Raw genomic sequence first — 25935 nt, 5'->3', positions numbered from 1 at the left:
TCAGCGGTCAGGCCCCCACCCTGCGCATACCGCATAGCAACGGCATACCGCAGGGATCACCACCCGTCACCACCCGACGCCCACACGAAAACCTCAGTAGGACTGCGCCCGGGACAGGACGCCTTCGACGTCGCCGCCTCGTGCGACCGGCTGCGGCACTCGTTCGGCATGTACGGGGTGACCTCGCGCGAGCTGCGCTCGGGTGTGGTCGAGCTGCGGATGACCGGCTACGACGTCCTCAAGCGCGTGCAGATGCCCGCGAAGATCGACCGCACCCCGATGCGGGTCCCGGTCGCCCTGCGCGAAGACGGCGCCGTCCACTACCGCGACTACCGCACCGTCCCCCACGCCCTGAACCTCGGGGCAACGAAGTCCGGGAAGTCCGTCTACCAGCGGAACCTGGTCGCCGAACTGGCCGCGCAGGACGTCGCCCTGGTCGGGATCGACTGCAAGCAGGGTGTGGAGCTGTTCCCGCTGGCCCGCCGGTTCTCCGCGCTGGCCGACAACCCCGACACCGCCGCCGACCTCCTCGACGCGCTCATCGCCCGCATGGAGGCCGTCTACCAGCTCATCCGCGCCGAACAGCGGATCACCGCCGACGTCCCGGACGCGGAGATCGCCGCCGACATCTGGGACCTGCCCGACCACCTACGGCCGGTTCCGGTCGTGGTCCTGGTGGACGAGGTCGCCGAACTCGCCCTGTTCGCCACGAAGGACGAGGAGAAGCGTCGGGACCGGATCATCACTGCGCTGGCCCGCTTGGCTCAGCTGGGCCGCGCCGCGGGCATCTACCTGGAGATCTGCGGGCAGCGCTTCGGCTCCGAACTCGGCAAGGGCATCACCATGCTCCGGGCCCAGCTCACCGGCCGCACCGCCCACCGCGTCAACGACGAACCCAGCGCGAACATGGCCTTCGGCGACATCGCCCCCGACGCCGTCCTCGCCGCCATCCAAATCAGCCCGGACACGCCCGGCATCGCCGTGGCTGGCGACTCCACCGGCGGATGGGCCCGCATCCGCACCCCCCACACCACGCTCCGCCAGGCCGTCAACGCCTGCAACCGGCACGCCGAGAACACCCCCGACGTGCCCGAACTCGCACCCTTCCGGCCCGCCCTGGCTGCCCACCTCACCCCAGTAGCGGAACTGGCCGCCAAGGCAACGGCCCCGGCTGCGGCCTGATCTCTCCCCGCCCCAACGGCCGGCGCGACCGCCTCGCGCCACGTCCCTACCCCGCCCATGCCCGAAACCAGGAAGGAGACCGACGATGCCCAAGCCCCGCGTGGACGCCGTCCTCGTGCAGGCCGTGATCGCCGGTGCCCTGTCCTTCGCCCACCTGCACGACCTCGCCGCCGCCGCCGGACAGAGCGGTTGGAAGGCGTGGGCCTATCCGATCAGCGTCGATCTGCTTCTCGTTGCTGCTTGGCGACGGCTTCGCATCCTGCGTACGGACGGGGCTCCTGTCCGCGCCGCGTGGCTGTGGTTCGCGGTGGCGCTGTCCGCCTCCCTTGGGGCGAACATCGCCACCGCGGGGCTCCTCGATCTGGATCACGTGCCGGACTGGCTGAGCATCCTCGTCGCCGGATGGCCCGCTCTGGCCTTCCTTGGAGGCACGCTCCTCGTGCACTCCCCAGGTCCCGCCCCCGAATGTCAGGAAACTTCGGCTGTCGACGCGACCGAGACGACCAGCGTCGAACGCGCCCCCGAGTCCGAGCCCGTGCCGGATGCAGTCGAGGTGGCCGAGCCCGTACCGGCCCTGCCTGCCTCGTGGCCCGCGCCTCCGCCGGCCACCCCGACGGTCCCGGCCGCGCTCGTCGCCCACGCGCGCAAGGTCGCCGACGACCACCGCGCCCGCACCGGGGCCCCGATCGACACCGACACCCTGCGCGTCCGGCTCGGCGTACCCGCCCAGCTGGCCCACGCGATCGCCGCCCAACTCACCTGACCCGAGAGGAGAACCACCGTCATGCCTGCCCGCGACTTCTTCCACTCCGTGATGCGGATCGGCCCCGTGCAGATCGGCACCCACCGCGACCGGCACGGCACCACCAAGCACGCCGCGGTGTGCACCAACGACCGCTGCGGCTGGTCCGCCGACTACTCCAGCCAGTCCGCCGCCCAGCTGGCCGCCCGCACCCACCGCTGCACGGCCCGATAGGAGGCACGCCCGTGGACGTCCCGCTCTGGTTCGCCCTGATCGTCGTCGGCTACCTCGGCTGCAAGCTCATCCGCCCGCCGCTCTGGCTGGTCCTGGTGCTGCTCCTGGGCGGCTACCTCATCGCCGACAGCCTGCTCGCCCCCGTCATCGACACCCTCATCGAGAAGTAGGGAGACCGCTCATGCTCCGCCCGAAGATCCCCACCAACCCTGCACCGACTGGCGTCACCATCCCACTCCTGGTCGAGCCGACCGCCGGCGTCGTCCAGCACACCCCGGCACCCGCACCCGCGCCTGTCCCTACAGCGACTGCTGCGGTGTCGTCCCGGCCCGTTGTGCAGCTCACCCCCGGCGCCCTGGTCGCGCTCGTCGGCGGCGGTACGGCCGTGGTCCTGGTCGTCGGCACGGTCCTGGTCTCCATGCTCCTGGCGGTCGCCGTCACCGCCGCATCGGTCGCCGTCTGCGCCGTCGTGCTGCGCTCGATGCTCAACGGCCAGCAGCAGCGCTGACCGGCCCCCGGGGCGGTCTCAACCGCCAAGTATCGCCCGCCCCGGGAGCCGTGCCTCTGCCCGAACCAGAGATCCGGAAGGAACCCCCATCATGACCCACCCCACACCGCCCCCCAGCGCGGATCTGCCCGGCCTGCGACGGCTTCGCCTCCGCCGCCATCACCCTCAGCGGCCGCGACCGCCACGGCCACCTGCGCACCCTCACCGTCCACTGCCCGTCCTGCCGTGGCGCCGGCACCCTCCGCACCGCCCGGACGCGGGAGGGCGCCCGTGCCTGACACCGCGACCCTCGCGGGCCTCGACCCGACCACCCTCGGTGATCTGCTGCGGGTGGCCGGGTCCCCGGGCTTCCACCGCTGGGAAGACCAGATCCGCCGCACCGGCGGCTGCTCCGACCCCATCCACCTGACCGGATGGACCCTCACCAAAGACAAGACCAGCGGCGAGACTCTGCACCACTACAGCACCGAGAACGAACCCGGCGGACGGCTCCGCATCGCCTGCGGCAACCGGCGGGCCTCGCGCTGCCCGGCCTGCGCCTGGACCTATGCCGGCGACACCTACCACCTCATCCGCGCCGGCCTGGCCGGAGACCAGCGCCGCGACATCCCCGGCACGGTGCGGGATCACCCCAGGGTCTTCGCCACCCTCACCGCCCCCTCGTTCGGGCGCGTGCACAACCGGCCCGACTCCGGACGCTGCCGCTGCGGCACCCGACATGGTGCCGACGACCCGGCGCTGGGGACCGCGCTCAACCCCGCCAGGTACGACTATGCCGGGGCGGTGCTGTTCAACAACCACGCCGGGCAGCTGTGGCAGCGCTTCACCAACCGGCTCCGCCGCGAGATCGCCGCCCGCGTCGGCCTCTCCCAACGCGCCATGGCCGAGGTCCTGCGGGTCTCCTTCGGAAAGGTCGCCGAGTTCCAAAAGCGCGGCGCCGTCCACTTCCACGCCGTCATCCGCCTCGACGGCCCCGAGGGACCCGACACCGCGCCCCCGTCCTGGGCCACCACCGGGTTACTCGAGGACGCGGTTCGGGCTGCTGCGCAGCACTCCTACACCTCGATTACGATCCCGGCCGCGGGCGACCACTCGGCTCGGACGTTCCGCTGGGGCACTCAGCTCGACGTCCGCCCGGTCAAGGCATTCGGTGACGGCTCGGACATCACGGAGCAGGCGGTCGCCTCCTACGTCGCCAAGTACGCCACCAAAGCCGCCGAGAACACCGGCACCCTCGACCGCCGCATCGGCGAACTGACGGAGCTCGACCGTCACGGCGTGCCCGACCACGCTCGCCGCCTCATCCAAGCCTGCCGCGACCTCGACGACCTCTACCCGGACCGGCGGCTGTGGGCCTGGGCGCACATGCTCGGCTTCCGCGGCCACTTCTCCACCAAATCCCGCCGCTACTCCACCACCCTCGGCGCACTCCGCCAGGAACGCGCCGACTACCGCGCCGCCCAGGAACGCGACGTCCTCGGCTTGGAGGACATGGAGCCGGACACCGTCCTGGTCCTGGCCGACTGGCAATACGCCGGCCACGGCCACACCCCCGGCGAATCCGTCCTCGCCGCGACCATCGCCCGGGACATCCAGCTCAACCGCGAAACCGCCCGCGAAGCCCTGCGCGACCAACTGGCCCTGGAAGGAGCTGCCCTGTGAAAGACGAACTGATGACCGTCCCGCAGATCCTCGCGGAGCTGGGAGGTGTTTCGCGCCGCACCTTCTACCGCTGGCGCGAGTTGGGCCACGGCCCCGACGCCTTCAAGCTGCCCAACGGGGAGCTTCGGGTCTGGCGCAGTGACTTCATGGCGTGGCTGCGCCGGCTGGAGGGGACCGCGGCGTGAAGTCTCTCGACGTGAAGGTGTGGGCCGTTCGTAAGCGGAACACCAAGACACCGTCCTATAACGTGCGCTGGTCCGTGGGCGGCCAGGTCTTCTCCGATACGTTCCGGACCAAAGGGCTCGCCGACAATTTCCGCTCCAAGATCCTACGGGCGGCCCATGACGGTGAAGAGTTCGACTCCGGTAGCGGTCTCCCTGAGTCCATGGCGGAGAAGAAGGCCACGCTCACCTGGTACGACTTCGCGCTCAAGTACCTGGCCATGAAGTGGCCGCATGCCGCGCCGAACACGCGCGTCGGGATCAATGAATCCCTGACATCGGTCACCGTGGCGCTCCTGGACGATCGTCTCGGCCGGCCGCCCGAGGCGCTGCTGCGCAAGGCCCTGCGAAACGGGGCCTTCGTCCTGCCGGGGCCGAGTGATCGGGAACTTCCTCCGGAGATCGCCAACGCGCTGCACTGGGTATCTAAGGCGTCACGCCCGCTGGCAGATCTCGGTGACCCGGTGATCGGTCGTGCCGTGCTCGATTCCCTCAAGCTCAAATTGGACGGTACTGCCGCGGCTGCCGAGACTGTGCGTCGGAAGCGACGGACGCTCGTCAACGCCATGCACTACGCGGTCGACCTGGGCGAGTTTTCCGAGAATCCGCTCGCTGGTCTCCGGTGGCAAAAGCCCAAGGTCTCAGGCGAGGTGGATCCTCGGGTCGTCGCCAACCCTCACCAAGCTCGGGCCCTGCTGTGCGCCGCGTCCTACGTTGGCGGCTACCGCCGCGCCCGTGGTCGGCGCTTGGTTGGTCTGTTCGCCGCGATGTATTTCGGCGGCTTGCGCCCGGCCGAAGCGGTGGGCCTCGCCGATACCGATCTCACCCTTCCCGACACCGGATGGGGGACTGCCCTGCTCCACCGGACGCGCCCCAGCGTCGGGAAGCAATGGACCGACTCGGGGGAGAGCCACGACGATCGCGGGCTGAAGAACCGGCCGGCCGAGGATGTGCGGCGGGTGCCCATCCCCCCCGCAGCTGGTGGCCACCTTCCGGGAACACCTCGACACCTTCGGGACGGCTGGTGACGGGCGCCTGTTCTTCAGCGAGGGCGGGGGAGTGGTCTCCTCGTCCTCCTATTACCGGGCCTGGCAGGAGGCACGGTTGCTGGCGCTGCCGCCGGCGGTGGCCGCATCGCCCCTCGCCAGGCGACCCTACGACTTGCGGCACTCGGCGTTGTCGACCTGGCTGAACGCCGGTGTGGACGCGACCGAGGTTGCCGAACGGGCGGGCAACAGCGTGGAGGTGCTGCTGAGTCGGTACGCGAAGTGCATCGACGGGCGGCAGGAGGTGGCCAATCGCCGTATCCAGGACTTGTTGCGCGAGTACGAGTGACCGACGGCGGGCTCCTGCCGTACCCATGTGCGCGCCGATCGCGTACCGCCCGCCGTGCTGTTAGGCGCTTCTTCAAACGTGAACGGTGTGGCGTAATTGTTATGTCGGACCTATGGGGCGGTTGTGACGTAGTCCGACTAATGAGGTCAACCATTCCTTGACGTGCTGGTCGGCGGGGTGGAACCTGGCCGCCTCCCCCCACATTCCGTTTCACACCCCACAGGTGGTACGCCCATGCGCGCCCTTTCTACGGCAGGCGCGGTGACGGCGGCCCTGGCAGCATCCCTGCTGTTTGCGCCCGCCGCCCTCGCCCACAACGCCCCCGGCGACAACGGCAATGTGAAGATCCACGACGCGAAGACCGGCGAGGAACTGCACAACAACGAGCCGCACGTCTGCACCTTCTACCTCGACGGCTTCCAGTTCGACGGTGCCCAGAAGGCCGACTGGTCCATCGAGCGGTGGTCGCCGACCGACGGTCAGAAGGGCGAGACGGTGAAGTCCGGCTCGCTCACCCTCGACGGCTCCGGCCACGAGCGCACCGAAAACCTCACGCTCGCGGACGGTCACTACAAGCTCTTCTGGAACTTCGACGGAGAGCACGGCCGCGCCAAGCACAAGGTCTTCTGGGTCGACTGCAAGGACGAGGGCAACGGCGGCGGGACGCCCTCCGGCTCCGCGTCGCCGTCCGCCTCCGCTCCCGAAGGTGGTGAGCAGCCGAGCGGCTCGCCCTCGGGCTCCGCGTCGCCGTCGGCCTCCGCCCCGGCGGGCGGTGAGCAGCCGAACGGCTCGCCCTCCGCGACCGTCGCCCCGTCCGCTTCCGACTCCTCCGGCACGGAGAGCGGCGGGCTCGCCGAGACCGGCGCCCAGGTCGGTGGCATCGCCTTCGCCGCGCTGCTGCTGCTGGGCGCGGGAGCCGCGCTGGTGCTGCGCCGCCGCAAGGGCGCCGCACAGCACTGATCGACCGCGCATTGCCGTCACGCGGCGCCGGCCCCGGGTAGGGTCCGGCGCCGCCGTCGTCTCAGGATGCCTTGGGCTCTCCGAACTTGAGGCGGTTGCCGAAGGGGTCCTCGGGTAGAACCGGTGGTCCTGGCTGCCAACGGCAATCTCTAGCCGAATTCGCCGTCACGCACGCCCAGTCGAAACGCGGCCCACTCCTCTGCGGTGAATCGGAGCGGCGGCAACTCCCTGTTCTGCGAATCGCGGACCGCAACCGCGCCGCCACCGAGGTCTGCGACCTCCACACACGTCTTGTCCCATCTGTTGCTGTAGCTGCTCGTAACCCACGCCGCATCAGTCAGGTCTATTGCGTACAGCTCATTCTTGGCTGCGTCCATCATGGGATCTCCTGTTGCAATCGGATGGACGTTCTCCTTTCAGCATCACCCTGATGGTCCTGATGCGCATCTTGCCTGAAGGCGCGGGCGGCACGAACGACCTGCGGTACAGGTGCTGCTTTCTGCGAGCGTCGGGGCCGGCGCGGCCAGTACTTCGACTACCTCGGTGATGTAGCGGTAGGCGTTGGTCGTGCCGACCCCGAACGCGGCCGCGAGCTGCTTAGAGTCGCCTGCGTGGGACTTTGGCTACTCAACAACCTGGACACGGCCAGCCTCGCGATCCTCATCGTTGGCGGCGTTGTTGTTTTGTCGCTCGCCGCTTGCTTGGTGGCGCGCCGTATTTTTCCTGAGTTGAGCAATGGCGTGACCAATGATGTGTCGCGCACGGTACTTGAACTGTTCGGAGCCATCTATGGAATCGTCCTTGCTTTCGTCATCGTGACGTTGTGGACCGATCTTGAGCAAGTTCAAGCAGTGGTGACTTCGGAGGCCACAGATCTCGCTGTGATTTCCCGCAACGCCCACGGGTTTCCAGACGATGTGCAGCAAAAATTGGACCGTGCGATCGGGGACTACGTCCACGCTATCGTGGAGGATGCATGGCCGCTTATGCGCGAGGGAAAAAATAGCCTCAGCGCGACATCAGGTAAGCTTGAGGCATTGTATGGGGTCCTCCAGGGTTACGATCCTAAAAACGCATCCGAAGAGGCCTTCTACAGCGCATCGGTGGAGCGACTGAACGATGTGACCGCACAGCGTAGGATCCGCATCCTGGCCGCAACGCAACATCTGCCCCCACTCCTGGAGGTCCTCACCTACGGGGGAGCGTTGATCGTCATGCTGATCACCTTGCTTTACGGGGTGGAGAGCCTCAAGGTGCAGCTGCTCTTCGTAGGATCGATCGCGTTGCTGGTGGGCCTGAGCCTCACCCTCGTCCTCGTACTTGAACACCCCTTCGCCGGCGAAGTGAGTGCGAGTCCGCATCCATTCATGGAGGGTCAGCTGAGCAAGTACTGGGGCAATTGATGTGGTGAGGTCCGGCGAGATACCTCGAGCGCGTCGACGGATGGCGGAGGTTGCGAACCGCCGGATCGAGGGGCTGTTCCGCGAGTACGAGTGATGCGGCCTCTCTCTGCCGAGGCCCCTTGATGTCATGCCCGGGGCCCTCGCTCTTTCCGGTTCGCCCCGTCGGGCACAGTCGTCACCCCCAATGCGCAACGATGGCTTCGTCGACGCTGAAGACTGCATCACAGTCGGCGCACTGCGCGGTGCCGAACACGTAGGTCAGCTTGTGGGCGATAGCGGGGTGGCCGTCCGCGATGGCGCGAGCGTGCAGCCTTTGCGCGAGCCCCTCCATGGCTGAGGGGACCTGCGGCTGTAGCGGCAGCCTCCTTGCCGCGGTCTGATTCATGTACATGCTGTCCGTGGTCGAGAAGTTGCCGTACTCTCCGAAGGCTATGAAGTTCTCTGAACCGCAGGCGGGACAGGGCACCTCGTACTCCTCGTCGTTCAGCCCGTCGAGCCATTCGCCCCAGACCTCGACGCCCTCGAAGCTGAGCAGCGCGGCAAGCAAGTGGACGTACATGGGATCGCCAGCGAGTCCTGGATCCTGGAGGGCTTCTTCGGTCAGTTTCACCAGGTCGGACATCTCGCGGGCGTACGTCGTTCGGGGATCCTCGTCGCCGTACGGTTGATCCGTGCTGCCGACAATGGCGCCGGCCAGGCAGAGCGGCATCCGTCGGTCCGAAGGTGACCACTGACCCGCCATCCGCGTCAGTGCGGGCAGGGCCGCATAGCTCGCCGAGTAGACGGTGCCCTGATGGCACAGACGGGACCAAAGGTCGTTCCACTGAGGGGCGTCTGGACTCGGGCTCACGCCGGCAAGTAGGCCGGGGATGTCTTCTGCTGTGCCGTAGGCGTGGTGGAGGTTCGTCCAGTCCGTCATGCCGAGGATCCAAGCAGACGGGGATGACATCGACGTGGCGGAGTAGAGGGGCCCGTCCCGCTAATGCATCGACGGCCGGCAGGGGGTCGCGACCGCCCGATCGAGGATCTGCTGCGCGAGTACGAGTGATCACGCTCATTGGCGCGCGCTTGGATGGCGGCGGAGCCTCTGGTGGTCCTGATGTGCATCTCGCCCTCCTGGGGGCGGGGCCACGTGTCCGGTCATGTGGGAGTCTGAAACTGGAAGGGAGGTGTCATGACTTCCTTTTGGCGTGACGGGCGGGGCGTCTTCTGGCTACTCATCCTCTCCCTCGTGCTGATCTCCGTCTTGCAGCTCGAGACCGCGGGCCGCGGCCTCGTCCGGTGGTCGGGATACTCGGTGCTGATTCCTCTTGTCGCCGCCGCGCTGCTGCCGCTCTGGCGCACGCTGATCGTGGGCGCCCTCAGCCTGGCGGCGGTGATCGCCATTTACGGTTTCGTGGTCAGCGGGGTCTCCGTAGGCGGCCGGCTCGTCGTCGTCTCGGCAGTGGCGCTGTCATTCGGCGTCAGCCTCCAGGTCTGCAGGGTCCGGCTGGATCGGGAGGAGCGCCTGAAGCGAGTCATGATCGCCCGGGACCGGCTCGCCCTGCTGAGTGACGCGAGCAAGCGCATCGGCGGCGCTCTGAACGTGGCAAGTACTGCCAGGGCGCTGGCCGAGGTCGCCGTCCCACGGTTCGCCGACTATGTCGCCGTGGACCTGTTCGATGCCGTCCTGCGGGGCGAGGAACCGCCCACCGCACCGATGGCGGGTCCGGTCTCTTTGCGCCGCGTCGCTCAGCGGTCCGTTCTTGCGGGCTGCCCGGAAAGCGCGCTGAAGCCGGGGGAGGGGGGGACCTATCCGCCGGTGTCGCTGCCCGCCCGTTCTCTGGCCGCGGGCGAGTCTGTACGGGCCCGGTTGCTGGAGGGCGGGGACGTGGACCAGTGGCTCGCGATCGACCCGCGCCGAGCCGCCTTGGCGCGCGAGTACGGCATCCACTCGGCGATCGCGGTGCCGCTGTGTGCCGGGGGGAGCGCTCTGGGAGCGGCCATGTTCATGCGCCACAAGCGGCCTGAGCCGTTCGATGCCGACGATCTGGTCCTTGCCGAGGAGATCGTGGGACGCGCGGCGGTGGCCGTGGACAACGCCCGCCGCTACACGCTGGAGAGGGAAACCTCGCTGACCTTGCAACACAGCTGCCTGCCGCGACACCTGCCCGAGGTCGCGGCGGCGGAGGTGGTGAGTCGCTATCTGCCGGCAGGCTCCGGCGTCGGCGTGGGCGGCGACTGGTTCGACGTGATCCCGTTGTCCGGCGCCCGGATCGCGTTGGTCGTCGGTGACGTGGTCGGCCACGGTCTACAGGCCTCGGCCACCATGGCCCGGCTGCGCGCCGCCGTGCGCGCCCTGGCCGACATGGACCTGCCGCCCGACGAACTTCTCACCCACCTCGACGATGTCGTCATACGGCTCCGCGCCGAGGGCGAAGACGGCGGGGCAGGCCCGGGCGCACCAGAAGCCGAGGACGTGGGAGAGATCGGCGCCACCTGCCTCTATGCGGTCTATGACCCGGTCGCTCACCGCTGCGTGCTCGCCCGCGCCGGCCACGTCCCGCCCGCTGTCGTCATGCCTGACCACAGCACCAAGATCATCGACCTCCCGCCCGGCCCTCCCCTCGGTCTGGGCGGCTGGCCGTTCGAGTCCGTCGAGGTGGACCTTCCTGAGGGGAGCCTGCTTGTTCTCTACACCGACGGCCTCGTCCGATCCCATGGCTACGACCTCGACAGCGGACTGCAACGACTCCTGACCGTCCTCGCGCGGCCCGAGGCCTACCTCGATGCCGCTTGCGAAGCCGCTGTGAGCACCATGCGCGACGATCAGCCCACCGACGACGCGGCCCTGCTCATCGCTCGTACGCACATCCTCGACGCGGACCACGTCGCCACGTGGAGTCTGCCGGCCGATCCCTCCGTCGTCGCCGAGGCCCGCGACCACGTGTCCCGTCAGCTTGCCGCCTGGGGCGTCGAGGATGCGGTCTTCACCACCGAGCTCGTCGTCAGCGAGCTGGTCACCAACGCCATCCGCTACGCCAGGCCCCCCGTCCAGCTGCGCGTCATCCTTGAAAGGGGCAGCCTGACCTGCGAGGTCTCGGACGGCAGCGACACATCTCCGCACCTGCGGCGGGCCCGGACCTACGACGAAGGCGGGCGTGGCCTGTTCATCGTCGCCCAGCTTGCGGAGCGCTGGGGGACCCGGCACAGCCGGGACGGCAAGACCATCTGGGCCGAGCAGATCGTGGAAGCCGCGTGAAGGGCAACGCCGTCGCGTGGCAGCAGCCGGCCTCCGGCCACGGATGGCCCGCTGGAGCCAGGTGCGGTCGCAGGCCCGGGCGTCCCTGAGGGGACGGATCACCGGCTTCCACCATGCCGACGATCCGGCCGGGCCCCGTGCAAGGGCCGATGACCTGCGCTCAGGCAGCTCTGCAATCAAGGTCGTGGGAGGCGATATGAGGCTGGAGCTGCGTCGAGCTGACGGCGGCGTGATATCGGTCGAGGTGGTGGGGGAGCCGGACGCGCCCGCGGTGCTGTTCTGCCATGGGTTGGCCGACTCCGGGTTGACCGTGTACGCCTTGGCGGGCGCGGCCCGCGCGCTCGGTCTGCGCCTCATCGCCCCGGATCGCCCCGGCATCGGTGGCACCGACGCCCGTCACCTGCCGCAGGTCGTGGACTGGGCTGCGGAAGCCGCCTTGGTGCTGGACGCGTTGGGAGTCGGCTCGGTGGCGCTGCTCGGCGTCTCGGGCGGCGGAGCGTTCGCGGCGGCCTGCGCGTCCGAGCTGCCTGACCGCGTCCGCAGCCTGCTGCTCGTCGCGCCGCTTGGGCCGCCCACCTGGCCCACCCGCGGTATGGCTGCCGGGCAGCGCGCGTCCTTGCCGCTCGCCCGGCACGCCCCGGCTTTCGGTGGCTGGTTTCTGGGCCGCCTGGCCTCACTGGCGCGCTGGGCACCAGGGCTGTTCCTTCGCCTGGCGACCAGCGAGATGCCCGCCGGCGACCGGCGTGCCCTCGCCCAGCCGGACGCACGCGAGGCCTTCCTGGCCAACTACCTGCGGGCGTTCCACCGCGGCAGTTGGGGGGTCGCACAGGATCTGCGCCTGCTGACCCGGCCCTGGGGTTTCGACCTCGAATCGATCAGGGTGCCCACGTCGATCCACCACGGGGACGCCGACACCACCGTCCCGCTCCAGCACGCTCGCCGTTTCGCCGCGGCGATTCCGGGGGCACGCCTTCACATCCATCCCGGCCAGGGCCATTTTTCGATCCTTGCCGCACCCGAGCGGACGCTGGCAACACTGACCGTATGACCGGGCCGCAAAGAAACCACTGCTTGCCCCGCTAACAGGAACGCTGCCTCCTGGCAAGTCCCGAGTTCTCCTGCCACGCGATCTCGGAACATGACGCGAGCCGACCCAGAGGATTGACTGGAACCTGGGTTCACGCAGAGCAGGTGGACGCACGCATCATCCAGAAATGAGTCTGGCGGTGCGACGGGATATGCATCCACCGGGAAAAGGCCCGCAAATTGCTGGTGCCGCCGGACGCACACTGTTCCATATTTCTCGCAAGGAGTGATTCTCATGGCCCGCCTCTCGCCGATGCAGCTCTTTCTGATGCTTGCCGGCTCGACCTCCCTGGCTGCAGGAAGTGTGCTGCTTCCCACCAGTGCGTTCGCCGCCCCGGCGCCGGCTGCCAGTACCGGGACAGTGATGACGGCCGAGCAGGGTGATCACGGTAAGGCCGATGCCACGAAATGGGTGAAGACCACCGACTCGCCCACTGGGATCACCTTCAAACTTCCCGGAGAGGCCACCGTCGAGGAGTCCGTCGGAGACGACATCAGCTGCGCCGGTCGCTTGTATTCGGTGGATACCGCCGACGAGTCCACCAGCCTCACCGTTAATGACTGCCCTACCTTGGCGGAGGATCTGGACTTGCAGCTCCAGTTCGCCATTCGCGCGGACAACGAGTACCCCAGCGATGACCTCAAGGCCACCGATATCAAGAAGGCCACGGTTGATGGCCACGCCGTCCTCGACGCTCGTCTCACAGACCCTGACGACGCTGACTGGGTTGCTTTCATGCGCATCATCAGCGATGACAACCATCTCGTTAAGATCATGACCGCGGCTTTCGCGGCAGACGAGCAGGCGGTGAGCCAGACGCAGCAGAAGGCCCGCGACAGCGTCCACTTCCCCAAACCTTGAGCCAGGGACCGTCGTCAGCGAATCCCTGCACCAACCGGGGGAGGGGAGTGGCGGCGCCCTTGGAGCCGCGGGCGTCCCCGGAGGATTGGCCGGACATAGGTAACGGTCCGTCGAATGTGGCGGCTGACCTTGGCGAACGCTCCAAGATCCCGTCCACGGATAGTCCACGGACCCCGTCATACGGCCACTCCGGGCGGCACACGCCTGCGCATACGCGAAGACCCCGCACTCAGCGTCTTGGCTGGTGGCGGGGTCTTTTGGCACCTCTTACAAGGTGCCCCCGGCAGGATTCGAACCTGCGCACACGGCTCCGGAGGCCGTTGCTCTATCCCCTGAGCTACGGGGGCGTGTCCGCCGCTGTGGCGGCGACGGGTGAAACCTTACCAGCCTGGAAGGGGTGTCCGTGTACAGGGTTTCCGGGGAGGCGGGTTGCGGGTGGGGAGGGGGTGGCGGGCGTGCCCCGCGCCGCGTGCCGGTGGCATAGCCCATGGCGGCGGCGCGTGTCCGGCGCACCGGTGCGGGGTCCCCCGGTCGGGGAAGGAATGGGGAAAACGCGGACGCATCCGATCCGGCGCGCCTAGGCTCTGAATGTGCCGGGCGAGTCCGGCCGGGTGCTTGTCGTCGACGACAACAAGGTCATCCGGCAGCTGATCAGGGTCAACCTCGAGCTGGAGGGCTTCGAGGTCGTGACCGCGGCCGATGGTGCCGAATGCCTGGACGTGGTGCAGCAGGTGCGCCCCGATGTGGTGACCCTGGACGTCGTCATGCCGCGGCTGGACGGGATACGGACGGCGGCCCGCCTCCGCTCGGACCCCCGCACCCGTGACGTGCGGATCGTCGTGGTCAGCGCCTGCACCCAGGCCGAGGTGGAGCGCGGCGTCGCCGCCGGGGTGGACGCCTTCCTCAGCAAGCCCTTCGAGCCCGGCGAGCTGCTCAGCGTGGTGCGCGGGCTCGTCAGCAAGGACGTCGACGCACCCCAGCAAGGCGCGTCGGCGGGCACCCCGGGCACTGCCTGACGGCGGGTGACCAGGGGTGACCAAAGGGTGAAACCCGTTCGCGTCGCTACCCCCCTCCTCGCCTACGCTTGCGTCTGTGACCCCCGCTGAGCTCTCCCGCACCGTGCTCGCCACGGTCCGTCGTGCCGTTGAGGCCGACGAGCTCAGCCTCGCGGGCCCGGTGCCCGAGCGGGTCGTCGTGCGCAGGCCGCCGCGGCCCGGGTGCGGGGACTACGCCACGAACGTGGCCCTGCAGCTGGCCCCCCTGACCGGCGTCGCGCCGCTCGCCGTCGCGGACGTCATCGGCCGCCGGCTCGCCGCCGCCCCCGGCATCGCCCGGGTGGACGTCGCCGCACCGGGGTTCCTCAACATCACCCTCCAGGGGGAGTCCCACGAGGCCCTCGTCGATCTCGTACGCGAGCAGGACCACCGCTACGGGGTGGGGGAGCACGAGGCCGCGGCCCTCCCGGCACCCAGCGGCGAGGCCCGTGCCGACGCCTACGCCGCCGCCCTCCGCCGCCTCCACGCGGCCACCGGCATCGAGCCGCCCGCGCGGCGGCCGCACCCCGTACGGGAGACGCCGGACGAGCTGGCCCGCAGCCTCGGCGCCGACGCCACCGCCTGGGCGCTGCTGCGCCCGCCCCCCGAGGACGCCCCCCGCACCGACCCCGCGGCGCACCTGGCGCAGCGCGAGGACAACCCCCTGTTCCGGGTCCGGTACGCTCACGCCCGGAGCCGGGCCCTGTTGCGCAATGCCCACGACCTGGGCCTGGAACCCGGCGCCGAATCCGGCCGCCGGGATCCCGCGGAGACCGAACTGCTCGGCCTGATCGCCGACTTCCCCCGCACCGTGGAGGCCGCTGCCCGGCACGGCGCACCCGACCGGGTGGCGCGGTTGCTGGAGCGCACGGCCGATGCCTTCCTCCGTTTCCACGACGAGTGCCCGGCGCTGCCGAAGGGCGAGGAGAAACCCTCGGCCGTTCACGGGGCCCGCCTGGCGCTCGCCGACGCCGCCGGGACCGTGCTCGCCAACGGCCTGACCCTGCTCGGCATCAGCGCCCCCCGACACCTGTGAGAGCAGAGAGCACGAGACGATGAGCCGTTCCGCACACCCCGCCGGGCCCCGTTACGCCGACGTCCTCCCCGAGGGTCACTACGCGGCGCCGCCCGCCGACCTGAACACCCTGGACCCCCGGGTCTGGGCCCGTACCGTCACCCGGGACGCCGAGGGCGTCGCCACCGTCGGCGGACTGGACGTCCGCGGCCTCGCGGAGGAGTTCGGCACCCCCGCCTACATCCTGGACGAGGCCGACTTCCGGGCCCGCTGCCGTGCCTGGCGCGAGGCCTTCGGCGCGGACGCCGACGTCTTCTACGCGGGCAAGGCGTTCCTGTCCCGCGCCGTGGTGCGCTGGCTGCACGAGGAGGGGCTCAACCTCGACGTGTGCTCCGGCGGGGAACTGGCCGTGGCGCTGTCCGCGGGGATGCCGGCCGACCGGATCGCGCTGCACGGCAACAACAAGACCACCGAGGAGATCCGCCAGGCCGTCGAGGCCGGGGTGGGCCGGATCGTGGTGGACTCGTTCCAGGAGATCGTCCGGGTGGCGGACGCCGCGCAGAAGCTGGGCAGGCGGCAGCGGGTGCAGGTCCGCGTCACGGTCGGCGTCGAGGCGCACACCCACGAGTTCATCGCCACCGCGCACGAGGACCAGAAGTTCGGTTTCTCCCTGGGCGGCGGGGACGCGGCCGAGGCGGTGCGCCGGGTGCTGCGCCTGGACTCGCTCGAACTGGTCGGCATCCACTCGCACATCGGCTCGCAGATCTTCGACACCTCCGGCTTCGAGGTGGCGGCGCACCGGGTGATCGGCCTGCTGCGGCAGATCCGCGACGAGCACGGGGTGGAGCTGCCCGAGATCGACCTCGGCGGCGGCCTCGGCATCGCGTACACCCCGGACGACGACCCGCGCGAGCCGCACGAGATCGCCAAGTCGCTGGGGGAGATCGTCTCCCGCGAGTGCCGGGGCGCGGAGCTCGCCGTCCCGCGGCTGTCGGTCGAGCCGGGCCGGGCGATCGTGGGCCCGACGGCGTTCACCCTGTACGAGGTGGGGACGATCAAGCCGCTGGAGGGCCTGCGGACGTACGTGAGCGTGGACGGCGGCATGTCGGACAACATCCGCACCGCGCTGTACGACGCCGAGTACAGCGTCGCGCTGGTGTCGCGGTCGAGTGACGCCGAGCCGATGCTGAGCCGGGTCGTCGGCAAGCACTGCGAGTCGGGCGACATCGTGGTGCGCGACGCCTTCCTCCCCGCCGACCTGGCGCCCGGCGACCTGCTGGCGGTGCCGGCGACGGGTGCGTACTGCCGCTCGATGGCCAGCAACTACAACCACGCCCTGCGCCCCCCGGTGGTCGCCGTCAAGGACGGCGAGGCCCGGGTGATCGTCCGGCGCGAGACGGAAGAAGATCTCCTGCGTCTCGACGTCGGCTGACGTGAAATCTCACATAGAAGGAGACCGGTCTCGCGATCCGGACAGCACGTGGAAACTTCCGTCCGGTGCGTGAGACTGGGACCGTCCAAGAGGCTTGAAAAGCCGTAAACCGCGAAGCGAGGTCGGATGATGCGTACGCGTCCGCTGAAGGTGGCGCTGCTGGGCTGTGGTGTTGTCGGCTCAGAGGTGGCGCGCATCATGACGACGCACGCGGACGACCTCGCCGCGCGGATCGGCGCACCGGTGGAGCTCGCCGGCATCGCGGTACGGCGGCCCAACCGGGTGCGCGCGGGCGTGCCCGCCGAGCTGCTCACCACGGACGCGACCGCCCTGGTCAAACGCGGGGACATCGACGTGGTCGTCGAGGTGATCGGCGGCATCGAGCCCGCCCGCTCCCTGATCACCACCTCCTTCGAGCACGGCGCCAGCGTGGTGTCCGCCAACAAGGCGCTGCTGGCCGCCGACGGTGCCGCGCTGCACGCCGCGGCCGTCGAGCACGGGGTGGACCTCTACTACGAGGCCGCGGTCGCCGGCGCCATCCCGCTGATCCGCCCGCTGCGCGAGTCGCTGGCCGGCGACAAGGTCAACCGGGTGCTGGGCATCGTCAACGGCACGACCAACTTCATCCTCGACAAGATGGACACCACCGGCGCCGGCTACTCCGAGGCGCTGGACGAGGCCACCGCGCTGGGCTACGCCGAGGCCGACCCGACCGCCGACGTGGAGGGCTTCGACGCCGCCGCCAAGGCCGCGATCCTGGCGGGCATCGCCTTCCACACCCGGGTGACCATCGACGACGTGCACCGCGAGGGGATCACCGAGGTCACCGCGTCCGACATCGCCTCGGCCAAGAAGATGGGCTGCACGGTGAAGCTGCTGGCGATCTGCGAGCGCAGCGCCGACGGCCGTTCGGTCACCGCCCGCGTCCACCCGGCGATGATCCCGCTGACGCACCCGCTCGCCAGCGTGCGCGAGGCGTACAACGCGGTCTTCGTGGAGGCCGCGGCCGCCGGCCAGCTGATGTTCTACGGCCCCGGGGCGGGCGGCTCGCCGACGGCCTCCGCGGTGCTGGGCGACCTGGTGGCGACCTGCCGCAACAAGCTGGCCGCCACCACCGGGCCGGGGGAGTCGGCGTACGCGCAGCTCACCGTCAGCCCGATGGGTGACGTGGTGACGCGGTACCACATCAGCCTGGACGTGGCGGACAAACCGGGCGTCCTGGCCCAGGTGGCCACGGTCTTCGCCGAGCACCAGGTGTCGATCGACACCGTTCGTCAGCAGGGAAGGAATCCGGGCGGCGGCGACGGAGTCGCCGTCGAGCAGGGTGGTGGCGGGCGACGGGAGGGCGGGGAGGCGTCGCTCGTCGTCGTCACCCACCAGGCGCCGGACGCGGCGCTCGCGGCGACCGTCGAGGCGCTGCGCAAGCTCGACACCGTCCGGGGCGTCGCCAGCATCATGCGTGTGGAAGGGGAGTAATCCAGCGATGAACGCAGTGTCTGCCGGCCGCGTGCCGGCCACCCACCAGTGGCGCGGCCTCATCGAGGAGTACCGGGAGCGGCTCCCGGTCGGTGCGGCGACCCCCGTGGTCACGCTGCTGGAGGGCGGGACCCCGCTGGTCCCCGCCCAGGTGCTGTCCGAGCGCACGGGCTGCGACGTGTACCTGAAGGTGGAGGGCGCCAACCCCACCGGCTCCTTCAAGGACCGCGGCATGACCATGGCGATCTCCAAGGCGAAGGAGGAGGGCGCGCAGGCGGTCATCTGCGCCTCCACCGGCAACACCTCCGCCTCGGCCGCCGCGTACGCGGTGCGGGCCGGGATGGTGTGCGCCGTCCTGGTGCCGCAGGGCAAGATCGCGCTGGGCAAGATGGGGCAGGCGCTGGTGCACGGGGCGCGCATCCTTCAGGTGGACGGCAACTTCGACGACTGCCTGGACCTCGCCCGCGGCCTGTCCGACAAGTACCCGGTGGCGCTGGTCAATTCGGTGAACCCGGCCCGTATCGAGGGCCAGAAGACCGCCGCCTTCGAGATCGTGGACGCGCTCGGCGACGCGCCGGACATCCATGTGCTGCCGGTCGGCAACGCCGGGAACATCACCGCGTACTGGAAGGGCTACCGCGAATACCGCGCGGACGGCGTGTCGACGCGCAATCCGCGCATGTGGGGCTTCCAGGCCGCCGGCGCCGCGCCGATCGTGCTGGGCCACCCGGTGCGCCAGCCGCAGACGATCGCCACCGCGATCCGGATCGGCAACCCGGCGTCGTGGCAGTTCGCCGAGGAGGCGCGGGACGAATCCGGGGGCCTGATCGACTCGGTGACGGACCGTCAGATCCTGTCGGCGTACCGGCTGCTCGCCGCGCAGGAGGGCGTCTTCGTCGAGCCGGCCTCCGCCGCGAGCGTCGCCGGGCTGCTGAAGGCCGCCGAGCAGGGCGCGGTCGACCCTGGCCAGCGGATCGTCTGCACCGTCACCGGCAACGGCCTGAAGGACCCCGACTGGGCGGTCGCCGGCGCGCCGCAGCCCATCACCGTCCCGGTGGACGCCGACACTGCCGCGGACCGGCTCGGGCTGCTCTGACCCCACGGGACGACAGGGGCGCACGGAACCGCACGCGACACGCATCACGCGCTGTCCGTGCGCCCTATGTCGCAGGAGAACCTTCCTTCGATAGGCTTGCCCCACACCGGCGCCGCCGCACGCCGTTCTGGCCCATGCCATTGGCATCCTCTTCGCGGGATCCCCTTGGTACGGTCCCCCAAGTCCTCGCCGCCGTACGGCAACGATGCCGCGGCATCGCGAGGCAGAAACGCCCTGGAAACAAGGAGAGTCATCGAACGATGGCCGGACCAGCCTTCCGCGCCGCCGCCGTCCGAGTGCGGGTCCCCGCGACCAGCGCCAACCTCGGACCGGGCTTCGACGCCTTCGGCCTGGCGCTCGGACTCTACGACGACGTCGTGGTCCGGGTGGCCGACTCCGGTCTGCACGTCGACATCGCCGGCGAAGGCGCCGACTCGCTCTCCCGCGACGAGAACCACCTGGTCGTACGCTCCCTGCGCACCGCCTTCGACCTGCTCGGCGGTCAGCCGCGCGGCCTGGAGGTCGTGTGCGCCAACCGCATCCCGCACGGCCGCGGCCTCGGTTCCTCCTCCGCCGCCATCTGCGCGGGCATCATGGCCGCCCGCGCGGTGACGATAGGCGGGCAGGAGAAGCTCGACGACGCCGCGCTGCTGGAACTGGCCAACGAGATCGAGGGCCACCCGGACAACGTCGCCGCCTGTCTGCTCGGCGGCTTCACACTGGCCTGGACCGAGGGCGGGGCCGCCCACGCGGTCCGTATGGACCCCTGCGAGTCGGTCGTTCCGGTGGTTTTCGTGCCGGGCAGGCCGGTGCTGACCGAGACCGCCCGGGGGTTGCTGCCGCGCACCGTCCCGCACGTGGACGCCGCGGTCAACGCGGGACGCGCCGCACTCCTGGTCGAGGCCCTCACCCGGCGCCCCGACCTGCTGCTCCCCGCCACCGAGGACCGGCTGCACCAGGAGTACCGGGCGCCCGCGATGCCGGAGAGCACGGCACTGGTGAACCGACTGCGCGCCGAGGGCGTCCCCGCTGTCATCTCGGGTGCGGGACCCACGGTGCTGGCGCTGGCGGACGAGGACACCGCCGACAAGGTCTCCCGGCTGGCGGCCGAGGGGTGGGCGGCGAACCGCCTGGCCCTCGACGCGGCGGGGGCGAGTGTGCTGCCGCTCGCTGTGGGGCAGTGACACGATTGCCGGTCGTAGAGAGGGGGAATGTTTGTTGGATCCGGTAGTGTTAATCTCATTGCTGCACCCGTGGACTCAGGCGCCCGCCTGCTGGACCTGTTGTCCCGGTGCCTTGTGTCCCGCATCGGGACCGCCCATTCTTCCGGGAGCCTCCCACACCGCATAGGCAGCCTGCCTGGGCAGTGCCGAGCACGCTCCGGAGACGGCGCGGGTGACGTTTCACCCGAGAGTGGACTCTCACCTCGCCGGTAACTGTGTTTTTTGTTCCACATCATTTCCTCCGCCATCAGGCGGACCACCGCCCCGGGTCCGGCGTAAGTGATAAGGACCGGATCCGGACAGCACGACCGGTCGCCGAGCCAGACAGGCCGACGTCCGCTCCAGGGAAGGACCCTTCGTGAGCGACACCACCGATCTGATGGGCGTACGCGCAGACAGCCCTGTCGCCGCGTCCGATGCTGCCGCGCCTGCCACCGGTGCTGCCACTGCCCCCGCCGCGCGGCGCCGCCGCGCCGGTACCGGTCTTGACGGCATGGTCCTGGCCGAGCTGCAGCAGCTCGCCTCCGGTCTCGGCATCAAGGGCACCGCGCGGATGCGCAAGAGCCAGCTCATCGAGACCATCAAGGCCGCGCAGTCCGGCAGCGGCGCCAAGGCCACCGCCTCCGAGGGCGCGCCCGCCGCCGAGAAGCCGAAGCGCCGGGCGACCTCGCGCACCCGTACGGGTGAATCCGCCGAGGCCGGGAACCAGGCCGCCGAGCAGCAGCCGAAGCAGATCGAGATCCCCGGCCAGCCGGCCGGCGAGAAGACCGCACCCGCGGCCAAGGCCAAGGCGGAGTCCGCCAAGGCCGAGCAGTCCGCCGAGGGCCGCGCCGAGGCCGCCGTGGACAGCGCCGAGGGCAGGTCCGGCGACGCCAAGGGCGGCGACGAGCGCCGCGAGAGCCGCCGCGACCGTCAGCGGGACCGTCAGCGCGACCGCCGCAAGGGCGGCGAGGACGGCGGCCAGCAGCGTCAGCAGCAGGGCGGCGGCCCCCAGGGCCAGCAGCAGGGCGGCGGCCACCAGGACGACGACGAGTTCGACGGCAGCGGCCGCCGGCGCCGGGGCCGTTACCGCGACCGCCGCGGGCGGGGCGGCAACCGCCGCGACGACTTCGCGGGTGAGCCGCAGGTCGCCGACGACGACGTCCTGATCCCGGTCGCGGGCATCCTCGACATCCTCGACAACTACGCGTTCATCCGGACCTCGGGCTACCTGCCCGGCCCGAACGACGTGTACGTCTCGCTCGCCCAGGTCCGCAAGAACGGCCTGCGCAAGGGTGACCACGTCACCGGTGCCGTCCGGCAGCCGAAGGACGGCGAGCGCCGCGAGAAGTTCAACGCCCTGGTGCGCCTGGACTCCGTCAACGGCATGGCGCCGGAGAGCGGCCGCGGCCGTCCGGAGTTCGGCAAGCTCACCCCGCTGTACCCGCAGGAGCGGCTGCGGCTGGAGAACGAGCCCGGCCAGCTGATCACCCGGATCATCGACCTGGTCGCCCCGATCGGAAAGGGCCAGCGCGGCCTGATCGTGGCCCCGCCGAAGACCGGTAAGACGATCATCATGCAGGCCATCGCCAATGCGATCACCCGCAACAACCCCGAGTGCCACCTGATGGTCGTCCTCGTCGACGAGCGTCCGGAAGAGGTCACCGACATGCAGCGGTCGGTGAAGGGCGAGGTCATCTCCTCGACCTTCGACCGTCCCGCCGAGGACCACACCACCGTCGCCGAGCTCGCCATCGAGCGCGCCAAGCGGCTGGTGGAGCTGGGCCACGACGTCGTCGTCCTGCTGGACTCCATCACCCGTCTGGGCCGCGCGTACAACCTCGCGGCGCCCGCCTCCGGCCGCATCCTGTCCGGTGGTGTCGACTCGACCGCGCTGTACCCGCCGAAGCGCTTCTTCGGTGCCGCGCGCAACATCGAGGACGGCGGCTCGCTGACCATCCTGGCCACCGCGCTGGTCGAGACCGGCTCGCGCATGGACGAGGTGATCTTCGAGGAGTTCAAGGGCACCGGCAACATGGAGCTCAAGCTCGACCGGAAGCTCGCCGACAAGCGGATCTTCCCCGCGGTGGACGTCGACCCGTCCGGCACCCGCAAGGAGGAGATCCTGCTGGCTCCGGACGAGCTGAACATCGTCTGGAAGCTGCGCCGGGTGCTGCACGCGCTCGACTCGCAGCAGGCGATCGAGCTGCTGCTGGACAAGATGAAGCAGACCAAGTCCAACGCCGAGTTCCTGATGCAGATCGCCAAGACCACCCCGGGCGGCAACAACGACTGACGCCCCGGCGTCGGCACGGCCCAGGAGGCCGGTCCCGTCACTTCGGTGACGGGACCGGCCTTCCGTCGTCCCCGGCCGCTCGTGCGCGGCCGCTCGTGCCCGCCCGCGGCACCGACCGGATGGCTCTCACCTGCGGCGGATCCGGCGCGTCCCGAGGCGGGGCGCTCCCGGACCCGCTGTCATTGCCCTGTGCGGGCACCTCTCCCGTGCCTGATCGGGCACGGGAACGGGTACCCCAATCATGAGGAGCCGATCAGGACAGAGGAGCCGATGGCCGATCACGCGGACGACGGACGAGCCGCCCGGCGACGCCGGCGCAGCCCCCGCCGACGGGCCCTGCGGATCACCGCCTGGGTCGTGGCGACGTTCCTCCTGCTGGCCACCACCGCCGTCGGCTGCCTCTACCTCAAGCTCAACGGCAACATCAGGGGCATCGACATCAACGCCCTCCTCGGACGCGACCGGCCGGCCGACGTCGACAACGGCTCGATGGACATCCTCGTCCTCGGCTCCGACTCCCGCTCCGGCAGCAACCAGAAGGCCGGCGGCGGCCAGGACGACGGCACCGCCCGCTCCGACACCGCGATGATCGTCCACGTCTACCAGGGGCACCACCGGGCGAGCGTGGTGAGCATCCCCCGCGACACCCTCGTCGACCGCCCGGCGTGCGCCGAGCCCGGCGGCGGCACGGCCCCGCCCCGCCGGGGCGAGATGTTCAACGAGGCGTACTCGATCGGCGGCCCGGCCTGCGCGGTCAAGACGGCCGAGACGATGACCGGCATCCGCATGGACCACTACATCGAGGTCGACTTCGCCGGCTTCCAGCACCTCATCGACGCCCTCGGCGGGGTCACCGTCACCACCAGCCAGGCCATCAGCGACAACCGGAGCCATCTGCACCTGCCGGCCGGCACGCACCACCTCGACGGCAAGCAGGCCCTCGGCCTGGTCCGCACCCGTCACGGGGTGGGGGACGGCAGCGACCTGGGCCGGATAAGGCTGCAGCAGGCCTTCCTCAGCGCCCTGGTGGACCGGGTGAACAGCATCGGGCTGCTGAGCTCGCCGACCCGGCTCTACGAGATCGCCGACACCGCCACCGGCGCCATCACCACCGACTCGGAGCTGGCGTCCGTGAAGAAGCTGGTCGGCCTCGGGGAGAGCCTGAAGGGCCTGGGCTCCAAGGACATCAACATGGTCACCATGCCGGTGCGCTACGACCCGGCCGACCCCAACCGCGTCCTGCCGATCCCCGACCAGGCCGAGCAGGTCTGGGCCGCGCTACGGGCCGACAAGCCGATCCCCAGGTCCGCCACCAAGGGCTCGGCGGGTGACGACGTCGACACGAACGGTGTGGTCAGGAGCTCCTCGCAGCCGTCCGCGACGGGATCGGAATAGATCGCCGCGGGCCCCGGTTTGGGGAGATGCGGCCAGTGCTGGCAGACTGGTACGTCGGCCCCGGTTCACGTGACGCAAGCCCGCAGCACGACCCGGGACCCTCCCGAACACTAGGAGAATCCCTTGAAGCGCGACATCCACCCGGAGTACGTGGAGACGCAGGTCAGCTGCACCTGCGGCAACTCGTTCACCACCCGCAGCACCGTCACCGAGGGCGTCATCCGCGCCGACGTGTGCTCCGCGTGCCACCCGTTCTACACGGGCAAGCAGAAGATCCTCGACACCGGTGGCCGCGTGGCCCGCTTCGAGGCCCGCTTCGGCAAGGCGGCCGGGTCCGCCAAGAAGTAGCGACCCGAAAGCGCCGGTCCACGGCTGCCCGGATATCCTCCGGCGGCCGGACCGGCGCTTTGTCGTCCCAGGCTGGTACACCGGCGTTCACCCCTTCCAGAAGCAGGGATCCTGATGTTCGAGGCGGTCGAGGAACTGATCGGCGAGTACGCCGACCTCGAGAAGAAGCTTGCCGACCCGGCGGTCTTCGCCGACCAGGCCAACGCGCGCAAGCTCAACAAGCGCTACGCGGAGCTGACCCCCATCATCGGCACCTACCGCGGCTGGAAGCAGACCGGCGAGGACATCGGCACCGCGCGCGAACTGGCCGCGGACGACCCCGACTTCGCCGCCGAGGTGAAGGAGCTGGAGAAGCAGCGCGAGGAGCTCACCGAGCGCCTGCGGCTGCTGCTCGTCCCGCGTGACCCCAGCGACGACAAGGACGTGATCCTGGAGGTCAAGGCGGGCGAGGGCGGCGAGGAGTCCGCGCTGTTCGCCGGCGACCTCCTGCGCATGTACCTGCGCTACGCCGAGCGCCAGGGCTGGAAGACCGAGATCATCGACGCCAACGCCTCCGACCTCGGCGGCTACAAGGACGTCCAGGTCGCGGTGAAGACCAAGGGCGGCAACGGTGCCACCGAGCCCGGCCAGGGCGTCTGGGCCCGGCTGAAGTACGAGGGGGGCGTGCACCGCGTCCAGCGCGTGCCGGCCACCGAGTCGCAGGGCCGGATCCACACCTCCGCCGCCGGTGTGCTGGTGACCCCCGAGGCCGACGAGGTCGAGGTCGAGGTCAACGCCAACGACCTGCGGATCGACGTCTACCGCTCCTCGGGCCCCGGCGGCCAGTCGGTCAACACCACCGACTCCGCGGTGCGCATCACCCACCTGCCCTCCGGGCTGGTCGTCTCCTGCCAGAACGAGAAGAGCCAGCTGCAGAACAAGGAGTCGGCGATGCGCATCCTGCGCTCCCGGTTGCTGGCCGCCGCGCAGGAGGAGGCCGAGCGCGAGGCCTCGGATGCCCGCCGCAGCCAGGTGCGGACGGTGGACCGCAGCGAGCGCATCCGCACCTACAACTTCCCGGAGAACCGCATCTCCGACCACCGCGTCGGCTTCAAGGCGTACAACTTGGACCAGGTCCTCGACGGGGAACTGGACGCGGTGATCCAGGCCTGCGTCGACGCCGACTCGGCCGCCAAGCTGGCTGCCGCGGGCGACGGAAGCTGAAC

General features: G+C 70.1%; 24 protein-coding genes, 1 tRNA gene and 2 pseudogenes. 23 read left to right on the top strand and 4 right to left on the bottom strand.

The annotated features are described in order from the left end of the window. The 9 genes and pseudogenes from ACFYYN_RS33505 to ACFYYN_RS33465 form a co-directional block, all read left to right on the top strand. A partial coding sequence (locus tag ACFYYN_RS33505) for an FtsK/SpoIIIE domain-containing protein (protein WP_500548702.1) occupies positions 1-1182 on the top strand: 1182 nt, incomplete at its 5' end. A gap of 85 nt (positions 1183-1267) precedes the next feature. Next, positions 1268-1945 (top strand): DUF2637 domain-containing protein, encoded by a 678-nt coding sequence (locus ACFYYN_RS33500; protein ID WP_500548701.1) that lies wholly within the window; start codon positions 1268-1270, stop codon positions 1943-1945. Positions 1946-1966: 21 nt separating this feature from the next. Beyond that, entirely contained in the window at positions 1967-2158 is a 192-nt protein-coding gene (locus ACFYYN_RS33495; protein WP_319133857.1) for a mobile element transfer protein, read from the top strand. Between the two features lie 11 nt (positions 2159-2169). Continuing rightward, positions 2170-2328, top strand: a complete 159-nt coding sequence (locus ACFYYN_RS33490) for a hypothetical protein (RefSeq protein WP_319159123.1) — start codon at positions 2170-2172, stop codon at positions 2326-2328. Between the two features lie 11 nt (positions 2329-2339). Then, positions 2340-2666: a SpdD-like protein gene (locus ACFYYN_RS33485; protein ID WP_500548700.1), complete on the top strand. Its 327-nt coding sequence runs from the start codon at positions 2340-2342 to the stop codon at positions 2664-2666. Between the two features lie 270 nt (positions 2667-2936). Continuing rightward, positions 2937-4328, top strand: coding sequence for a replication initiator protein RepSA (gene repSA / locus ACFYYN_RS33480; protein WP_500548699.1), 1392 nt, complete (start codon positions 2937-2939; stop codon positions 4326-4328). A gap of 11 nt (positions 4329-4339) precedes the next feature. After that, the gene (locus ACFYYN_RS33475; RefSeq protein ID WP_360909964.1) at positions 4340-4513 is read left to right on the top strand and encodes a helix-turn-helix transcriptional regulator; all 174 of its coding nucleotides are present in this window, start codon (positions 4340-4342) and stop codon (positions 4511-4513) included. After that, positions 4510-5884: pseudogene (locus ACFYYN_RS33470) on the top strand (tyrosine-type recombinase/integrase). The gene ACFYYN_RS33475 and the pseudogene ACFYYN_RS33470 overlap by 4 nt, the downstream one beginning before the upstream one ends. 234 nt (positions 5885-6118) lie before the next feature. After that, positions 6119-6844, top strand: coding sequence for an LAVTG motif-containing sortase-dependent surface protein (locus ACFYYN_RS33465; protein WP_500548698.1), 726 nt, complete (start codon positions 6119-6121; stop codon positions 6842-6844). A gap of 149 nt (positions 6845-6993) precedes the next feature. On the opposite strand, the gene ACFYYN_RS33460 is transcribed toward ACFYYN_RS33465, so the two are convergent. Beyond that, positions 6994-7224 (bottom strand): DUF397 domain-containing protein, encoded by a 231-nt coding sequence (locus ACFYYN_RS33460; RefSeq protein WP_500548697.1) that lies wholly within the window; start codon positions 7222-7224, stop codon positions 6994-6996. A 114-nt stretch (positions 7225-7338) separates the two neighbouring features. Beyond that, positions 7339-7440, bottom strand: a pseudogene (locus ACFYYN_RS33455) (helix-turn-helix domain-containing protein); the annotation flags it as partial. Positions 7441-7455: 15 nt separating this feature from the next. Here ACFYYN_RS33455 and ACFYYN_RS33450 point away from each other — a divergent pair. After that, positions 7456-8247: a bestrophin-like domain gene (locus ACFYYN_RS33450; RefSeq protein WP_500548696.1), complete on the top strand. Its 792-nt coding sequence runs from the start codon at positions 7456-7458 to the stop codon at positions 8245-8247. A 175-nt stretch (positions 8248-8422) separates the two neighbouring features. On the opposite strand, the gene ACFYYN_RS33445 is transcribed toward ACFYYN_RS33450, so the two are convergent. Next, entirely contained in the window at positions 8423-9166 is a 744-nt protein-coding gene (locus tag ACFYYN_RS33445; protein WP_500548695.1) for a hypothetical protein, read from the bottom strand. Positions 9167-9478: 312 nt separating this feature from the next. Here ACFYYN_RS33445 and ACFYYN_RS33440 point away from each other — a divergent pair, with 312 nt between their 5' ends. From ACFYYN_RS33440 to ACFYYN_RS33430, 3 genes are all read left to right on the top strand, one after another. Beyond that, the gene (locus ACFYYN_RS33440; protein ID WP_500548694.1) at positions 9479-11488 is read left to right on the top strand and encodes an ATP-binding SpoIIE family protein phosphatase; all 2010 of its coding nucleotides are present in this window, start codon (positions 9479-9481) and stop codon (positions 11486-11488) included. 196 nt (positions 11489-11684) lie between these two features. Next, positions 11685-12536, top strand: coding sequence for an alpha/beta fold hydrolase (locus ACFYYN_RS33435; RefSeq protein ID WP_500548693.1), 852 nt, complete (start codon positions 11685-11687; stop codon positions 12534-12536). 273 nt (positions 12537-12809) lie between these two features. Beyond that, complete coding sequence (locus tag ACFYYN_RS33430; protein ID WP_500548692.1) at positions 12810-13436, top strand: hypothetical protein; 627 nt, start codon at positions 12810-12812, stop codon at positions 13434-13436. A 275-nt stretch (positions 13437-13711) separates the two neighbouring features. Here the strand turns inward: ACFYYN_RS33430 and ACFYYN_RS33425 are convergent. Further along, a tRNA-Arg gene (locus tag ACFYYN_RS33425) sits at positions 13712-13783 on the bottom strand. 237 nt (positions 13784-14020) lie between these two features. On the opposite strand from ACFYYN_RS33425, the gene ACFYYN_RS33420 reads away from it, so the two are divergent. The 10 genes from ACFYYN_RS33420 (at position 14021) to prfA (ending at position 25933) form a co-directional block, all read left to right on the top strand. Further along, the gene (locus ACFYYN_RS33420) at positions 14021-14452 is read left to right on the top strand and encodes a response regulator (RefSeq protein WP_500548706.1); all 432 of its coding nucleotides are present in this window, start codon (positions 14021-14023) and stop codon (positions 14450-14452) included. A 76-nt stretch (positions 14453-14528) separates the two neighbouring features. Next, positions 14529-15506, top strand: a complete 978-nt coding sequence (gene nrtL, locus ACFYYN_RS33415) for an ArgS-related anticodon-binding protein NrtL (RefSeq protein ID WP_500548691.1) — start codon at positions 14529-14531, stop codon at positions 15504-15506. A 19-nt stretch (positions 15507-15525) separates the two neighbouring features. Next, positions 15526-16917, top strand: coding sequence for a diaminopimelate decarboxylase (lysA, locus tag ACFYYN_RS33410; protein WP_500366300.1), 1392 nt, complete (start codon positions 15526-15528; stop codon positions 16915-16917). Between the two features lie 126 nt (positions 16918-17043). Beyond that, a complete protein-coding gene (locus tag ACFYYN_RS33405) occupies positions 17044-18393 on the top strand; it encodes a homoserine dehydrogenase (protein ID WP_500548690.1) in 1350 nt (449 codons plus the stop codon). Between the two features lie 7 nt (positions 18394-18400). After that, positions 18401-19489, top strand: a complete 1089-nt coding sequence (gene thrC / locus ACFYYN_RS33400; protein ID WP_500325364.1) for a threonine synthase — start codon at positions 18401-18403, stop codon at positions 19487-19489. A gap of 260 nt (positions 19490-19749) precedes the next feature. Continuing rightward, complete coding sequence (gene thrB / locus ACFYYN_RS33395) at positions 19750-20673, top strand: homoserine kinase (protein WP_500325362.1); 924 nt, start codon at positions 19750-19752, stop codon at positions 20671-20673. 397 nt (positions 20674-21070) lie between these two features. Beyond that, the gene (gene rho, locus ACFYYN_RS33390; protein WP_500548689.1) at positions 21071-22987 is read left to right on the top strand and encodes a transcription termination factor Rho; all 1917 of its coding nucleotides are present in this window, start codon (positions 21071-21073) and stop codon (positions 22985-22987) included. 270 nt (positions 22988-23257) lie between these two features. Beyond that, positions 23258-24382, top strand: a complete 1125-nt coding sequence (locus tag ACFYYN_RS33385; RefSeq protein ID WP_500548688.1) for an LCP family protein — start codon at positions 23258-23260, stop codon at positions 24380-24382. Between the two features lie 123 nt (positions 24383-24505). Continuing rightward, positions 24506-24730: a 50S ribosomal protein L31 gene (gene rpmE / locus ACFYYN_RS33380; RefSeq protein ID WP_431965655.1), complete on the top strand. Its 225-nt coding sequence runs from the start codon at positions 24506-24508 to the stop codon at positions 24728-24730. 114 nt (positions 24731-24844) lie between these two features. Next, complete coding sequence (gene prfA / locus ACFYYN_RS33375; RefSeq protein WP_499514030.1) at positions 24845-25933, top strand: peptide chain release factor 1; 1089 nt, start codon at positions 24845-24847, stop codon at positions 25931-25933. The last annotated feature ends 2 nt before the right edge of the window (positions 25934-25935 follow it).

Source organism: Streptomyces sp. NPDC001902 (assembly GCF_042891295.1).
Classification (GTDB): domain Bacteria; phylum Actinomycetota; class Actinomycetes; order Streptomycetales; family Streptomycetaceae; genus Actinacidiphila.
The sequence above is the reverse complement of the archived record's forward strand: the minus strand, read 5'-3'. Positions and strand labels throughout refer to the sequence as shown.